Raw genomic sequence first — 15,640 nt, forward strand, 5'->3', positions numbered from 1 at the left:
CATGTTGTGGCCGAGCACAGTGATAGGTGCCGGAGCAGGCTTCGCCATCGCCAGTATTCCCGGGGCGTTGCTGGGGGCGTTGCTGGGCCAGGCGATGGACCGCCGTTTGCAGTTGCACAGTTGGGCGCATCTGCGTGAACGCCTGGGTGGGCGGCCGGTGCTGCGTGACGACGAGGTGCTGTTCGTCCTGCTTGGGCGCCTGGCCAAGAGCGACGGACGGGTGGTCGATGGCCATATCCAGCAGGCCCGGGTGGAGATGCAGCGCCTGGAAATGACTGAACCGGCCAGGCGCCGCGCCATTGCCGCGTTCAATCGTGGCAAGGCTGGCAAGGAGCGCCTGGGTGTTCATCTGCGCCGCCTCAAGCAACAGCCGCATGCCGCCGAAGGCATGTTGCGCGCATGCTGGCGCATGGTCTGGGCTGATGGCCAGGCTGGCCGGCATGAACGCGAGCTGCTGCTGGCGTGGGGCCAGGCCCTTGGCTGGTCGGCAGCCAAGGTCCAGGCCCTGGCGCTGGACTATGAGCCGCAAAAGGCCGCACTGGCCGATGGCACGCTGGGTTATCCACAAGCCTTGCGCATGCTTGGGGTCAGCGCCGACAGCGAAGCCGGGCAGATCAAACAAGCCTACCGGCGCCTGCTCAGCCGTCATCATCCGGACAAGCTGGTGGGCAATGGCGCAAGCCCCGCGCAGGTTCGCGAGGCCACCGAACGAACCCGTGAACTGCATCAGGCCTACGCCGTCATCCGTAAACGCCGTGGCTTCTAGTCGAGTTTTTCCGGGCTGAGCCAGCCGCGGATGCGGCGGAACAATTGCTCCTGTTCCGCCGCGCTGTTGCCTGGCATGGCGGTCAGGCTGACCTGGCGGTAGTTGGCGTCCTTCAAGCGTTTACTGGCTTGCAGGCGCTGCTCGGCGGCGCGCCTGGCCTGGGGCAGGGTGGCGTAGAAGAAGTCTGCGGTGGCTACCTTGAGGTTCGGCGCCAGGCTGTCCAGGCTCTGTTCGGCCTGGGCTGGCGTCTGCGCGGCGACCATTACCAGCTTCTGCACCTGGGCCGGTTGCCGTTCGCTCAAGTAACGCGCTGCCCAGTAGGCGCCGCTGCCGTTACCGAGTAGGACAATGCTGCGGGCATTCTGTTGCTGGGCATAAGCAACGGCCGCATCGAGGCGGGCGAAGATGCGTTCGGCATCGGCCTTGTCATCGTCGACCGGCGCCTTCGCTTGTTCGATACTTTCGCTGTTCTCGCTTTCGGCTGCCGTGGCTTGCTCGATACTGGCGTTGGCATTGGCCGGGGTGTCCTTGGCCGGTGCGCTTTCGCCTGGCTCGGCCTTTTTTTCCACTGCCGGGGGCACTTCGACGCGCGCCTGCGGGGCGCTGGCAAGCAAATCCGGCTGGGCCAGGCTCAGGCTGTGCCAACCGGCATCGGGAAACTTGCGCCGCAGCGGGCCGACGGTTTTCGGCCAGTCGGCATTTTCGCCAGCACCGGCAAGAATGATCAGGGCGCCTTCGGGTTCGGCAGTGTTGGCCGGTTTCCACAGGGCCAGGAAGCTGTCGCTGCCAGCCTGCAGGGTTTGCTGTTCGGCTGCAGGAACCTGGCGTTCCAGGGCCTGGGCGTCTTCCTGGCTGCGTTCGGCCAGCGGTTGGCGTTCGACTGCGGCAGGTTTGCTGTCGGCAGCCGCTTCTGGCGTTTCGCCAGCGGCTGCTTGTGCGGTACAAGGTAGTATCAGTGACAGGCATAACGCCGGCAGCGTCGTGCGATAAAGTGCGAACATGGATCGATCCAGGCCAGATTAATACCGGCAGCCTAATAGTATTTGCTCGGGACGGCCATGCTCGGTGGCCGTCCTACCCTTGATGAGAGTGCAGATGAAGCTTTTGCGCTGCCTGTTGCTTATCGGCTGTTTTTGCCTGCCCTTGATCACTTGGGCGGCGTCGCCTTCCGCGCCTGCGCAGGTTGTGCTGGAGCCGGCCCAGCAGCAATGGCTTGAGCAACACCGCAGCCTGCGCGTCGGGCTGGTGCTGCAGGCACCTTTTGCCCAGTTCGACCGGCGCCTGCAGCAGCTCTATGGGGTCAACGTCGAGCTGATGAACTGGCTTGGCCGTTCGCTGGGGCTGGACCTTACCTGGCGCAACTTTACCGATCAGGCTGCCCTTGAGCATGCGCTGCAGGCCGGCGAAGTCGATCTGGCCCCAGGTCTGACCCAGACACCTGCCAGCCTGCGCCTATGGTTGTTCAGCGATCCCTACATGCGCGTGCCGCAATTGATTGTCGGCCCGCGTACTGGCGCGGTGGCGGTTGATCTGGAGAAGCTCGCCAGTACCGATCGGGTCGCCGTGCGCATGCCCAGCACTGTCGCCGACTACCTGCGTGCCACCTACACCAACCTCAACCTGCAAGGCGTGCCTCAGGAGCGCCAGGCGTTGCAGCTGGTGCTCAGCGAACAGGCGCGGTTTGCCGTGGTAGATGAAGCGCAGTTGAGCCGTCTGTCTCGGGAAAGTGAATTCAGCGAGCTGGTGGTGGTCGGTGATATCGGCCTGCCGCAGTTGCTGCGGGTCGGCTCGCGCCGGGACTGGCCGGAGCTGGCCGAGATTCTTGAGCGCGGCCTGCAGGCCGTTCCGGCCAAGGACCTGGAGCAACTCCACCAGCGCTGGCTGGAGCCTAAATACCCGCGCCTGAGCGAATCCCCGGGCTTTTGGCAGAACCTGGGTCTGTTGCTGGCGGCGCTGCTGTTCAGTTGCGTGGCCATCGTCATTTGGCAGCGTCGGCAACTACAGCAGCTCGAGCACAGTTTATTGGCCACCCGCGACACCCTGGCCCAGCGCCAGGCCCGCGAAGAAGCCTTGCGCCTGAGCCAGTTTTCCATCGACCAGAGCACCGTGGGCATTCTCTGGGTCAACTGGGACAGCCATGTGCGCTATGCCAACCGGGCCGCCGAAAGCATGCTCGGATACCCCTCGGGGGCGCTGATCGATCGGCCGCTGATTGATTTCGAGCCGAACCTGCACATGGACCGCTGGCTCGATCTGTGGAAGCGTGCCCGTGCCAGCGATGAAGCCCCGCAGCATTTTGAAACCCGGTGCCTGCGTGCCGATCGCAGCCTGCTGCCGGTGGATGTGTCGCTGAGCTTTCTGCGCTTTCGTGATGCCGAATACCTGGTGGTGTTTCTTGCCGATGTCACCGAACGCAGGCGCGCCCTGGCGGCGCTGCGCGAGAGCGAGGCACGGCTCAAGGGTATTGCCGGCAACGTACCCGGCCTGGTGTTTCGCCTTGAACGCAACCCGGCCGAAGGCGAGCTGGAGTTCCCCTACATCAGTGAAGGCAGTGAAGCCCTGGTGGGCTATGCGCCTGCGGCGTTGCAGCATCCGGACATGGGCCTGCGCAACCTGGTGCACCCTGACGACCGCGCCGATTACCACCGGGTCCAGGACCTGGCCCTGGCCACTGACAGCGACTGGTCCTGGCAAGGGCGGATCCTGACCCGCCAGGGCGAGCAGCGCTGGGCCGACATCAAGGCCAGTACCCGCACCCTGGTGGATGGCCGGGTGGTCTGGGACGGAGTGGTCTGGGACATCAGCCAGAGCAAGCGCGTCGAGCTCGAGCTGGCCCGTTCACAGGAGCAACTGCGCGAACTGTCGGCGCACCTGGAAAGCGTTCGCGAGGAAGAAAAAGCCCGTATTGCCCGGGAAGTGCACGATGAGCTGGGACAGATGCTCACGGTGCTCAAGCTTGAAACATCCATGTGCGAACTGGCCTACGCCGAACTGGACCCCGGCCTCAACGAGCGCCTGGGCAGCATGAAGCGCCTGATCGCCCAGCTGTTCCAGCTGGTGCGCGATGTGGCCACCGCCTTGCGCCCGCCGATCCTCGATGCCGGCATTGCTTCGGCCATCGAGTGGCAGGCCCGGCGTTTCGAGGCGCGCACGCAGATCCCCTGCCTGGTGCAGGTACCGGAGAATCTGCCACCCTTGAGTGATGCCAAGGCCATTGGCCTGTTCCGCATCCTGCAAGAGGCGCTGACCAATGTCATGCGCCATGCCCAGGCGCATACTGTGCAGATCAGCCTGAGTCTCGATGGCCAGACCCTGCGCCTGACGGTGATCGATGATGGCGTAGGGTTTGTCCTTGAGCAAAGTCGGCCAACGTCCTTTGGCCTAGTCGGTATGCGTGAGCGGGTGCTGATGCTCGGTGGCAGCATGGCCCTGGAAAGCGAGCCGGGCGAGGGCACCAGCCTGAGCGTGGCCATCCCCCTGGATTAGGAGCATTGCGTGATTCGAGTACTGGTTGCCGAAGACCACACCATTGTCCGTGAAGGCATCAAGCAGTTGATCGGCCTGGCCAAGGACATGCAGGTAGCGGGGGAGGCCGGCAATGGCGAACAGCTGCTGGAAACCTTGCGCCATACCGAGTGTGAGGTGGTGCTGCTGGATATTTCCATGCCCGGGGTCAATGGCCTGGAGGCGATCCCGCGGATTCGCGCCTTGAACAACCCACCGGCGATCCTGGTGCTGTCGATGCACGACGAAGCGCAGATGGCAGCGCGGGCGCTGAAAGTCGGCGCTGCCGGCTACGCCACCAAGGACAGCGATCCGGCGTTGCTGCTCACCGCGATTCGTCGGGTCGCCGGTGGCGGGCGTTACATCGACCCGGACCTGGCTGACCGCATGGTCTTCGAGGTCGGCCTCACCGATGCCCGGCCGCTGCATTCATTGCTGTCTGAGCGCGAATTCTCGGTGTTCGAGCGCCTGGCCCAGGGCGCTAACGTCAACGATATTGCCCAGCAACTGGCGCTGAGCAACAAGACCATCAGCACCCACAAGGCGCGGCTGATGCAGAAGCTCAACGTCACCTCGCTGGCGGAGCTGGTGAAGTACGCGATGGAGCACAAGCTGTTGTGAGTGTTCCAGAAGCGACATTGCGCTGAGCTCATCGCGGGTCAAGCCCGCTCCCACAAAGTAGGGATCTGTAGGAGCGGGCTTGACCCGCGATAGCATTGAACCTGCCATGCACATATCCAAAAACGCCACTCTTGTAGGGCAATCCCTACCCCAAGCCTTCCATCCTGCTGATATCAATCTCTCTCCACCGCCGATTTGCGCCGCTTGCCGCCTTCACTAGGCTTTGGATACAGCAGTCATCCAACAAAAAGGTGCGGGTATGAGTGAGGTGAATTCGAGCGCTGCAACCGGCGAAGTGCTGGTCAGCTTCCGTGGTGTGCAGAAGAGCTACGACGGCGAATCGCTGATCGTCAAAGACCTCAACCTGGATATCCGCAAGGGTGAGTTTCTCACCTTGCTCGGCCCGTCCGGTTCCGGCAAAACCACCAGCCTGATGATGCTCGCCGGCTTCGAAACGCCGACTGCAGGCGAGATCCAGCTGGCTGGCCGTTCCATTAACAACGTGCCGCCGCACAAGCGCGACATCGGCATGGTGTTCCAGAACTACGCGCTGTTTCCGCACATGACCGTTGCCGAGAACCTGGCCTTCCCTTTGAGCGTGCGCAACCTGAGCAAGACCGACATCAGCGAACGGGTCAAGCGCGTGCTCAACATGGTCCAGCTCGACGCTTTCGCCCAGCGTTACCCCGGCCAGCTTTCCGGTGGCCAGCAGCAACGGGTGGCTTTGGCCCGGGCGCTGGTGTTCGAGCCGCAGCTGGTACTGATGGATGAACCGCTGGGCGCTCTGGACAAGCAACTGCGCGAACACATGCAGATGGAGATCAAGCACCTGCACCAGCGCCTGGGCGTCACTGTGGTCTACGTGACCCACGACCAGGGCGAAGCGCTGACCATGTCCGACCGCGTCGCGGTATTCCACCAGGGCGAGATCCAGCAGATCGCCGACCCGCGCACCCTGTATGAAGAGCCAAAGAACACCTTTGTCGCCAACTTCATCGGTGAAAACAACCGCATCAATGGCCGCCTGCTCAGCCACGACGGCGAACGTTGCCAGGTATTGCTGCCGCGCGGCGAGAAGGTCGAGGCGCTGGCGGTCAATGTCGGCCAGGCCGGCGAGCCGGTAACCCTGTCGATCCGCCCCGAGCGCGTGCGCCTCAACGGCCACAGCGAAAGCTGCGTCAACCGTTTCTCCGGGCGCGTGGCCGAATTCATCTACCTGGGCGACCACGTGCGGGTACGCCTGGAAGTCTGCGGCAAGGCCGATTTCTTCGTGAAGCAGCCGATTGCCGAACTCGACCCGGCCCTGGCCGTGGGCGATGTGGTACCGCTTGGCTGGCAGGTGGAGCACGCCCGCGCGCTCGATCCTCTGCTGGAAGCCAATTGAAGGTTTGCTTCACCAACCCTGTTCTGTGGAGAGAATAATAATGCTCAAGCACTTGAAGTTGACCGCCCTGACCCTGGGCCTGTTTGCGGCAAGCCAGGCCATGGCGGCCGACCTGACCGTGATTTCCTTCGGCGGCGCCAACAAGGCGGCCCAGGTCAAGGCGTTCTACGAGCCATGGGAGAAGGCGGGCAAGGGCAAGATCGTCGCTGGCGAGTACAACGGTGAAATGGCCAAGGTCAAAGCCATGGTCGACACCAAGAGCGTGTCGTGGAACCTGGTGGAAGTCGAGTCGCCGGAGCTGGCCCGTGGGTGTGATGAAGGCATGTTCGAAGAGCTCGATCCTGCACTGTTCGGCAACGAAAGCGACTATGTGAAGGGCGCTATCCAGCCGTGCGGTGTCGGCTTCTTCGTCTGGTCCACAGTCATGGCCTACAACGCCGACAAACTGAAGACCGCGCCGACCAGCTGGGCCGACTTCTGGGACACCAAGCAGTTCCCGGGCAAGCGCGGCCTGCGCAAAGGCGCCAAGTACACCCTGGAGTTTGCCCTGATGGCCGACGGCGTTGCGCCCAAGGACGTCTACAAGGTGCTTGGCACCAAAGAAGGCCAGGACCGCGCCTTCAAGAAACTCGACGAGCTCAAGCCGAGCATCCAGTGGTGGGAAGCCGGTGCCCAGCCGCCGCAGTACCTGGCCTCGGGTGACGTGGTCATGAGCTCGGCCTACAACGGCCGGATTGCCGCGGTGCAAAAAGAGAGCAACCTGAAAGTCGTATGGAACGGCGGTATCTACGACTTCGACGCCTGGGCCATCCCCAAAGGCGCCAAGGATGTTGAAGAGGCAAAGAAATTCATCGCCTATTCGGTCCAGCCTGAACAGCAGAAGACCTACTCCGAGAACATCGCCTACGGCCCGGCCAACTCCAAGGCCGTCGCGCTGCTGTCCGACGAGATCAAGAAAGACATGCCGACCACCCCGGAAAACATCGCCAACCAGGTGCAGATCGACGTGGCGTTCTGGGCCGACAACAGCGAGCAGCTGGAGCAACGCTTCAACGCCTGGGCTGCCAAGTAAGGGCTGCTGATGGGGCGCCGGCTTGCCGCCGGCGCTCCTTGTTCTCAAGATTTCGGAGTTCGCTATGGCCATCGCAGTGCCCCTGAATGAAGGCGCCGGTTCCAACCTCAAGCAGCGTCTCAAGCGTGCCGAGCGGGTCAACCGCTGGAAGGCGCAAGCGCTGATCGCACCGCTGGCGCTGTTTCTGCTGCTGGTGTTCCTCGTGCCGATTGCCGCGCTGTTGTACAAGAGCGTGGGCAACCCGGAAGTGGTCGGCGGCTTGCCGCTGACTGTGACGGCTGTGGCCGAGTGGGACGGCAAGGGCCTGCCAGGGGAGGCGGTATATAAGGCGCTAAGCGAAGACCTCGCGCAAGCACGCAAGAACCAGACCCTGGGCGATACCTCCAAGCGTCTGAACATGGAGCTGGCCGGCTATCGCAGCCTGCTGGCCAAGACCGCGCGGGCGTTGCCGTTCAAGACCGAGCCGGCTTCCTATAAAGAAGCCCTGCAGGAACTGGACGAGCGCTGGGGCGATCCGGCCTACTGGCAGGCGATCCGCCGTAACACCAGTAGCGTCACCCCGTTCTACCTGCTGGCGGCCCTGGACCATCGTATCGATGACCTCGGCGAGCTGGCCAAGGCCACCCCGGACCAGGCCATTTACCTGGACATCTTCACCCGTACCCTGTGGATGGGCTTCGTCATCACCGCCATCTGCCTTGTGCTGGCCTATCCGCTGGCCTACCTGCTGGCCAACCTGCCGACCCGGCAGAGCAACCTGCTGATGATTCTGGTGCTGCTGCCGTTCTGGACCTCGATCCTGGTGCGGGTTGCGGCCTGGATCGTGCTGCTGCAATCGGGCGGGCTGATCAACAGCGCGCTGATGGCCATGGGCATCATCGACAAACCGCTGGAACTGGTGTTCAACCGCACCGGGGTGTACATCTCCATGGTGCACATCCTGCTGCCGTTCATGATCCTGCCGATCTACAGCGTGATGAAGGGCATTTCGCCGACCTACATGCGTGCGGCGATATCCCTGGGCTGTCATCCGTTTGCCAGCTTCTGGCGGGTGTACTTCCCGCAAACCTACGCCGGCGTAGGCGCGGGCTGCCTGTTGGTATTCATCCTCGCCATCGGCTACTACATCACCCCGGCGCTGCTCGGCAGCCCCAACGACCAGATGGTCAGCTACTTCGTGGCCTTCTACACCAACACCAGCATCAACTGGGGCATGGCGACCGCGCTGGGCGGCCTGCTGTTGCTGGCCACCGTGCTGCTTTACCTGATCTATAGCTGGCTGGTCGGCGCCAGCCGCCTGCGCCTTAGCTGAGGAGCGTTGTCATGCTGAGCCCCTACATGTCGCCCGTCGAGCGGGTCTGGTTCTACAGCTTGCGCATCCTTTGCGGGCTGATCCTGTTGTTCCTGGTGTTGCCGGTGCTGGTGATCATTCCGCTGTCGTTCAACTCCGGCAGCTTCCTGGTCTACCCGCTGCAGGGCTTTTCGCTGCAGTGGTACCACGACTTCTTCGCCTCCGCCGAGTGGATGCGCGCGCTGAAGAACAGCATCATCGTCGCCCCGGCGGCCACGGTGCTGGCGATGATCTTCGGCACCCTGGCTTCGATCGGCCTGACTCGCGGTGATTTCCCCGGCAAGTCGCTGATCATGGCCCTGGTGATTTCGCCCATGGTGGTGCCGGTGGTGATCATCGGTGTGGCCAGCTACCTGTTCTTTGCCCCGCTGGGCATGGGCAACAGCTTTATCTCGTTGATCCTGGTGCATGCGGTGTTGGGTGTGCCGTTCGTCATCATCACCGTTTCGGCGACCCTGCAGGGCTTCAACCATAACCTGGTGCGTGCCGCCGCCAGCCTGGGCGCCTCGCCGCTGACCACCTTCCGGCGGGTTACCCTGCCGCTGATTGCGCCGGGGGTGATCTCCGGGGCGCTGTTCGCTTTTGCCACGTCTTTTGACGAGGTAGTGGTCACCCTGTTCCTCGCCGGCCCCGAGCAGGCGACCCTGCCACGGCAGATGTTCAGCGGCATCCGCGAGAACCTCAGCCCGACCATCGCCGCCGCCGCAACCTTGCTGATTGCCTTCTCGGTGGTGCTGTTGCTGACCCTGGAGTGGTTGCGTGGGCGCAGCGAGAAGCTGCGTACCCAGCAGCCGGGTTGAGATCGTTCGCGGGGCGAGTCGAGTCGACTTGCCCCGCGATGAGCACCCGTCGACCGCCTTGATACCGGTCAGCCCCTGAGCGTTTGCCTGAGGTACAATGCGCGCCACTGTGATTCTGCCTACAGGTGCGCCATGCAGCCCTACGCTATTGCCCCCTCGATTCTTTCTGCCGACTTCGCCCGCCTCGGCGAGGAAGTCGACAACGTCCTGGCCGCGGGTGCCGACATCGTTCACTTCGATGTAATGGACAACCATTACGTGCCCAACCTGACCATCGGCCCGATGGTCTGCACCGCCCTGCGCAAGTACGGCATCACTGCACCGATCGACGTGCATTTGATGGTCAGCCCGGTCGACCGCATTATCGGTGACTTCATCGAAGCCGGCGCCAGCTACATTACCTTCCATCCGGAAGCCACCCTGCACATCGATCGTTCGCTACAGTTGATTCGCGACGGCGGTTGCAAGGCCGGCCTGGTATTCAACCCGGCGACTCCGCTCGACACCCTCAAGTACGTGATGGACAAGGTCGACATGATCCTGTTGATGAGCGTCAACCCAGGCTTTGGTGGCCAGAAATTCATCCCCGGCACCCTCGACAAGCTGCGCGAAGCCCGCGCGCTGATCGACGCCAGCGGCCGTGATATCCGCCTGGAAATCGACGGTGGCGTCAACGTCGGCAACATCCGTGAAATCGCTGCTGCTGGCGCCGACACCTTCGTCGCCGGTTCGGCGATCTTCAACACCCCGGACTACCGTGAGGTGATTGCCAAGATGCACGCCGAACTGGCCCTGGCCCGCCCATGAGTGGCTTCGAGCAGCTGTTCCCCGGCGCCCTGCCCAAACTGGTGATGTTTGATCTGGACGGTACCCTGATCGATTCGGTACCGGACCTGGCAGCGGCGGTGGATAACATGCTGCTCGCAATGGGCCGCCCGCCCGCTGGCCTTGAGGCGGTACGCCACTGGGTCGGCAATGGTGCGCCGGTGCTGGTGCGCCGCGCGCTGGCCGGTGGCATCGAGCATGGCGCAGTGGATGACGACGAAGCCGAACGGGGCCTGGAGCTGTTCATGCAGGCCTACGCCGAAAGCCATGAGCTGACGGTGGTCTACCCCGGCGTGCGCGACACCCTCAAGTGGTTGCACAAGCAGGGCGTGGAAATGGCCCTGATCACCAACAAGCCCGAGCGCTTCGTTGCACCCTTGCTTGACCAGATGAAAATCGGCCGTTATTTCCGCTGGATCATCGGCGGCGACACCCTGCCGCAGAAAAAGCCCGATCCGGCTGCCTTGCTGTTCGTGATGAAAATGGCCAGCGTCGAGCCCGAGCAGGCGCTGTTCGTTGGCGACTCGCGCAGCGACGTGCTGGCGGCCAAGGCTGCCGGGGTCAAATGCGTTGGCCTGACCTATGGCTACAACCATGGCCGGCCGATCAGCGAAGAGGCGCCGTGCCTGGTCATCGACGACCTGCGCGCGCTGTTGCCTGGTTGCTTAGATCCGGCCACTGGGATAACGTTGGCGGACGTTCAATCCCCCTCAGATCGAGATTCCATCGTGGCGGTTATCGGCAAACTCTGGATGAAAGTCATCAAGGCCCTGGCCCGCTGGCGTTGGCGCGCCTGACTGCTATCCGCCGGCCCACGCCGGCCTGCTTGCCTGCCTGACCCATCTGCTGCTTGCCACGAGGCTATCATGACCCGCGAAGAATTCCTGCGCCTGGCCGCTGCCGGCTACAACCGCATTCCCCTGGCCTGCGAGACCCTGGCCGACTTCGACACGCCGCTGTCGATCTACCTGAAACTGGCTGACCACGCCAACTCCTACCTGCTCGAATCGGTGCAGGGCGGCGAGAAGTGGGGGCGTTACTCGATCATCGGCCTGCCGTGCCGCACCGTGTTGCGTGTGCACGATCATCAGGTGCGGATCACCCATGATGGTGAACTGATCGAGCAGCATGAAGTGGAAGATCCGCTGGCCTTCGTCGAAGCTTTCAAGGAGCGCTACCAGGTGCCGACCATCGCCGGCCTGCCGCGCTTTAACGGCGGCCTGGTCGGCTACTTCGGTTATGACTGCGTGCGTTATGTCGAGCGGCGCCTGGGCAAGTGCCCGAACCCTGATCCGCTGGGCGTGCCGGACATCTTGCTGATGGTCTCCGATGCCGTGGTGGTGTTCGACAACCTGGCCGGCAAGATGCACGCCATTGTCCTCGCCGATCCGGCTGAACAAGACGCTTACGAAAACGGCCTGGCCCGGCTCGAAGGCCTGCTTGAGCAACTGCGCCAGCCTATCGCCCCGCGTCGCGGCCTCGACCTGGGTGGGCCGCTGCCGGCAGAACCTGAGTTCCGCTCAAGCTTTACCCAGAGCGACTACGAACGTGCGGTCGATACCATCAAGGAATACATCCTCGCTGGCGACTGCATGCAGGTGGTGCCGTCGCAGCGTATGTCCATCGACTTCAAGGCCGCGCCGATCGACCTGTACCGGGCGCTGCGCTGCTTCAACCCGACGCCATACATGTACTTCTTCAACTTCGGCGACTTCCACGTAGTGGGCAGCTCTCCGGAAGTGCTGGTACGGGTCGAAGACAACCTGGTCACCGTGCGCCCGATCGCCGGTACCCGCCCACGCGGCGCCACCGAAGAGGCTGATCGCGCGCTGGAAGAAGACTTGCTGTCTGACGACAAGGAAATCGCCGAGCACCTGATGCTCATCGATCTGGGCCGCAACGACGCTGGCCGGGTGTCGGAAACCGGCTCGGTCAAAGTCACCGAGAAGATGGTGATCGAGCGTTATTCCAACGTCATGCACATTGTGTCCAACGTCACCGGCGAGCTGAAGCAGGGCTTGAGCGCCATGGATGCCCTGCGTGCCATCCTGCCGGCGGGCACCTTGTCCGGCGCGCCGAAAATCCGCGCCATGGAAATCATCGACGAGCTGGAGCCGGTCAAGCGTGGCGTCTACGGTGGTGCGGTGGGGTATTTTGCCTGGAACGGCAACATGGACACCGCAATTGCCATCCGTACCGCGGTGATCAAGGACGGCGAGCTGCACGTGCAGGCCGGTGGCGGCATTGTTGCCGATTCGGTGCCAGCGCTCGAGTGGGAAGAAACCATCAACAAGCGCCGGGCGATGTTCCGTGCGGTGGCGCTGGCCGAGCAGACGCCGCGTAGCTGAGCCTGATCCACGGCGCCTGTTGGTAGCAGGCGCCGTTTTCCCCCTCCCTAGAACTCCAGGCTTAATGCCAGGCTGACCCCCTGTTGGGTCAGCTCGTCGCTCTTGCGCCAGTTGTAGCTGCCGCGCAGGGCCAGGCCCGGTGCCAAGCTCTGGCTCAGACCCAGGGTTGCCCGGTTCAGATTGCTCTGCGGGGTGTAGCCGGTCAGGGTGAAGTCGTTGCCCGGCAGGCTGTTGAGGTGGAGGGTCAGGTCCTGCTGGTCGTCTTCGAACTCGTGCTCGTGAGCGACTTCGGCGAACAGCAAGGTGCTGGGCCCGGCCTGGTACTTGCCCTGCAAGCCCAGGCCCAGGCGCCGCGATTCGCGGTCCTGATCGTCAAAGCTCAGGGCAGTGGCGCGGCTGCCTTTCTCCGAATAGCCATCGACCTTCACCCGCGCATAATCGGCGCTGACAAACGGCGACAGGCTCCACCGGCTGCCGGGCGCTGCCAGGTCGTAACCCAGGCGTGCGGCGAAGGCCCACAGTTCGCCATCGGTATCACCTTTCTCGCTGCGATCATTTACCCCCAGGGCGAAGGTGCGCTTCAAGTCGCTGTAGTCTAGGTGCCCGCCGGTCAGCGCGGCATCGGCCCACCACTGGTTCTGCTGGAACTGCACGAAAGCGGTTGCCAGGTAGCTGTCGAGCTTGTAGTCGGAGTCTTGCTCGCCGGCTTCGAGCTTTTGCTGGTAAACGCCTGTGGCCACGCCAATACGCCAGGCCTCGTCCAGACGATAGCTGCCGCCCAGGGTCAGGTTATAGCCATGGCCGTCGGCGCTGGCCGAGCTGCGCTGGCTGTCGATATCCAGGTTCTGCCCCCCGGCGGCTACGATGGCCTGCCATTGGCCAACCGGCTGCCATTTGCCTTGCCACTGGTTGCGCAGTTCATCCTGGTGCGCGCGCAGGCTGGCGTGGGCCATTTCTGGTAACAGCGTCAGCTCCCAAGGGGCGGAAAGAATCGAAAACGCGTAGTCGGCGATCAGCTCCTGCCCGGCACTGGTGGGGTGGACCGAATCGTTGAACAGCAGCTTGCTCGGGTCGGGCGTGGCACCGTTGATGCCGTAGGTCGGGTTCTGCACACAGCCATTGCCGCTGAAACAGGTGCCAACAAGATTCTGCCCGCTGGCCAGGCCGAACTGCGTCGGAGCAGCCAGGGCTTCCTGGAGCAGCAACGGCACATTGAGCGGAATAACTTGTGCATCAATCTGGCTCAGCTGGCCGACCAGTTGCTGGTTGAAGATACTGCTCAACTGCGAAGCCGGGCCCTGCATCGGCGTGCCGTTGAGGGCCGGAGTCAGGCCCAGGTCGGGCAGCAGCCAGACCATGATGTACTGCGCGCCACCCTGTTGCAGGGCCTGGGCGCTGGCGGCCAGGCGATTGGCGGCAGCTGCGGCGGTTGCCGGGCTGGTGATCTGGCCCTGGAGGAAGTCGTTGCCGCCACCGGTCAGGTAGTAAAGCGCGTTGGGGTCGGCGCGCAGACCACCGGCCAGATAGCCCGGGCGTTCGCGCAGCACGGTGCCGGCGCCGGGGTTGCCCGGTGGAATGATCACGTCGGAAGTACCGGTGATCGAGTCGAGAATCTGGTCGGTACGGTAACCACCCACTGCCCAGTTGTTGCCGTCCGGGCGACCCAGCGCGGCATTGACTGGCGAGGTCGAAGCGCCCAGGTCGGCCGCAGCAACACCCAGCTGGGCACCGAGCAGCATGGGCGAAACCGCGCCGAAGGCTTCGCCGTTGGCGTATGTTGGCCCGACCCGGTTGGTAAAGCGCTGGGTGGAACCCGCCGGGCCATTGCTGTCGGGGAACTGCCCGGCATCGGCAAGGCTGTCGCCGAAGACGATCAGAGTTGAGTAAGGGGAGGGGGCGGCATGGACGCTGGAGCAGGCCAGGGCCAGCAGCGAGAATGCACAAGGCAACAGGGAGCGCGCGTTCAACATCGCAAAGATCCTTTTTCGTTGTTGTTATCGGATGACGCCTTACGACGTTAGCAAAACATTCCGCGCGTCTTCCATCGCTAAAGCGTTTCGGCATGCCACCGTCATATTGCGTGGACCGCGCCGGTAGGCTACTGTGCGGGAACGTATGAACGAGACCTACCCCGTGTTGATCGTCAGCAAACTCTTGATGCGCGTTATCAAGGCCCACGCCCGTTGGCGTTGGCGCGCCTGACTTTATCTCTTGCCGGTTAGCCGGCCCTGTACCGCTTTGCCTTTCTGAATGCTTTACCTGCTGTAACCGGCGCTTGCTGGTGTGCACCGGGAAGCTCGCACCTGTAGCACCGCGCACAGGCACATCGAAAGGCATGTATTCAAAGTCAGTAGATGCAAGAGGTTGAACCCAGATGTTACTGATGATCGACAACTACGACTCCTTTACCTACAACGTCGTGCAATACCTCGGCGAGCTGGGTGCAGAGGTCAAGGTCATTCGCAATGACGAACTGACCATCGCCCAGATCGAAGCCCTTAACCCCGAGCGCATTGTCGTTTCCCCTGGCCCCTGCACCCCGACCGAAGCCGGTGTGTCGCTGGAGGCCATCAAGCATTTTGCCGGCAAGCTGCCGATCCTCGGCGTATGCCTGGGCCACCAGTCCATCGGCCAGGCCTTCGGCGGTGAAGTCGTGCGCGCCCGCCAGGTGATGCATGGCAAGACCAGCCCGGTGCTGCACAAGGACCAGGGCGTGTTTGCCGGCCTCAACAACCCGCTGACCGTGACCCGCTACCACTCGCTGGTGGTCAAGCGCGAAACCCTGCCCGAGTGCCTGGAACTGACCGCCTGGACCGCCCTTGAAGACGGCTCGGTGGACGAGATCATGGGCCTGCGCCATAAAGAGCTGAACATCGAAGGGGTGCAGTTCCACCCCGAATCGATCCTCACCGAGCAGGGCCACGAGCTGTTCGCCAATTTCCTCAAGCAGACCGGCGGCCGCCGTTAAG

General features: G+C 63.1%; 13 protein-coding genes. 11 read left to right on the forward strand and 2 right to left on the reverse strand.

Annotation, left to right across the window (positions count from 1 at the left end):
* Window position 1: 1 nt before the first annotated feature.
* On the forward strand, window positions 2-766 hold the full coding sequence (locus tag JYG36_RS03200) for a DnaJ domain-containing protein (RefSeq protein WP_213604343.1): 765 nt from the start codon (window positions 2-4) through the stop codon (window positions 764-766).
* Here the strand turns inward: JYG36_RS03200 and JYG36_RS03205 are convergent.
* Window positions 763-1,767 carry an alpha/beta hydrolase family protein gene (locus JYG36_RS03205; RefSeq protein WP_213603098.1) on the reverse strand — a complete coding sequence of 335 codons (1,005 nt, stop codon included), beginning with the start codon at window positions 1,765-1,767 and terminating at the stop codon, window positions 763-765. The two genes, JYG36_RS03200 and JYG36_RS03205, sit on opposite strands and share 4 nt — an antisense overlap.
* A 94-nt stretch (window positions 1,768-1,861) precedes the next feature.
* Here JYG36_RS03205 and JYG36_RS03210 point away from each other — a divergent pair, with 94 nt between their 5' ends.
* From JYG36_RS03210 to trpE, 9 genes are all read left to right on the forward strand, one after another.
* Window positions 1,862-4,252 (forward strand): PAS domain-containing sensor histidine kinase, encoded by a 2,391-nt coding sequence (locus tag JYG36_RS03210; protein WP_213603100.1) that lies wholly within the window; start codon window positions 1,862-1,864, stop codon window positions 4,250-4,252.
* A 9-nt stretch (window positions 4,253-4,261) separates the two neighbouring features.
* Window positions 4,262-4,891: a response regulator gene (locus JYG36_RS03215; RefSeq protein ID WP_093378971.1), complete on the forward strand. Its 630-nt coding sequence runs from the start codon at window positions 4,262-4,264 to the stop codon at window positions 4,889-4,891.
* A gap of 259 nt (window positions 4,892-5,150) precedes the next feature.
* On the forward strand, window positions 5,151-6,275 hold the full coding sequence (locus JYG36_RS03220; RefSeq protein ID WP_038998451.1) for an ABC transporter ATP-binding protein: 1,125 nt from the start codon (window positions 5,151-5,153) through the stop codon (window positions 6,273-6,275).
* Between the two features lie 40 nt (window positions 6,276-6,315).
* Entirely contained in the window at window positions 6,316-7,347 is a 1,032-nt protein-coding gene (locus tag JYG36_RS03225) for an ABC transporter substrate-binding protein (protein ID WP_093378974.1), read from the forward strand.
* Window positions 7,348-7,411: 64 nt separating this feature from the next.
* Window positions 7,412-8,659 carry an ABC transporter permease gene (locus JYG36_RS03230; protein ID WP_045199309.1) on the forward strand — a complete coding sequence of 416 codons (1,248 nt, stop codon included), beginning with the start codon at window positions 7,412-7,414 and terminating at the stop codon, window positions 8,657-8,659.
* Between the two features lie 11 nt (window positions 8,660-8,670).
* Entirely contained in the window at window positions 8,671-9,498 is an 828-nt protein-coding gene (locus tag JYG36_RS03235; protein WP_045199311.1) for an ABC transporter permease, read from the forward strand.
* 132 nt (window positions 9,499-9,630) lie between these two features.
* Window positions 9,631-10,305: a ribulose-phosphate 3-epimerase gene (rpe, locus tag JYG36_RS03240; RefSeq protein ID WP_045199313.1), complete on the forward strand. Its 675-nt coding sequence runs from the start codon at window positions 9,631-9,633 to the stop codon at window positions 10,303-10,305.
* Window positions 10,302-11,120 carry a phosphoglycolate phosphatase gene (locus tag JYG36_RS03245; RefSeq protein WP_045199315.1) on the forward strand — a complete coding sequence of 273 codons (819 nt, stop codon included), beginning with the start codon at window positions 10,302-10,304 and terminating at the stop codon, window positions 11,118-11,120. The genes rpe and JYG36_RS03245 overlap by 4 nt, the downstream gene beginning before the upstream one ends.
* A gap of 69 nt (window positions 11,121-11,189) precedes the next feature.
* Window positions 11,190-12,671 (forward strand): anthranilate synthase component I, encoded by a 1,482-nt coding sequence (trpE, locus tag JYG36_RS03250; protein WP_213603102.1) that lies wholly within the window; start codon window positions 11,190-11,192, stop codon window positions 12,669-12,671.
* A 47-nt stretch (window positions 12,672-12,718) separates the two neighbouring features.
* On the opposite strand, the gene estP is transcribed toward trpE, so the two are convergent.
* Entirely contained in the window at window positions 12,719-14,641 is a 1,923-nt protein-coding gene (gene estP, locus JYG36_RS03255; RefSeq protein WP_213603104.1) for an esterase EstP, read from the reverse strand.
* A 404-nt stretch (window positions 14,642-15,045) separates the two neighbouring features.
* Here estP and JYG36_RS03260 point away from each other — a divergent pair, with 404 nt between their 5' ends.
* Window positions 15,046-15,639 (forward strand): aminodeoxychorismate/anthranilate synthase component II, encoded by a 594-nt coding sequence (locus JYG36_RS03260; RefSeq protein ID WP_195885148.1) that lies wholly within the window; start codon window positions 15,046-15,048, stop codon window positions 15,637-15,639.
* The last annotated feature ends 1 nt before the right edge of the window (window position 15,640 follow it).

It is taken from the genome of Pseudomonas sp. SORT22, from assembly GCF_018417635.1.
GTDB lineage: Bacteria > Pseudomonadota > Gammaproteobacteria > Pseudomonadales > Pseudomonadaceae > Aquipseudomonas.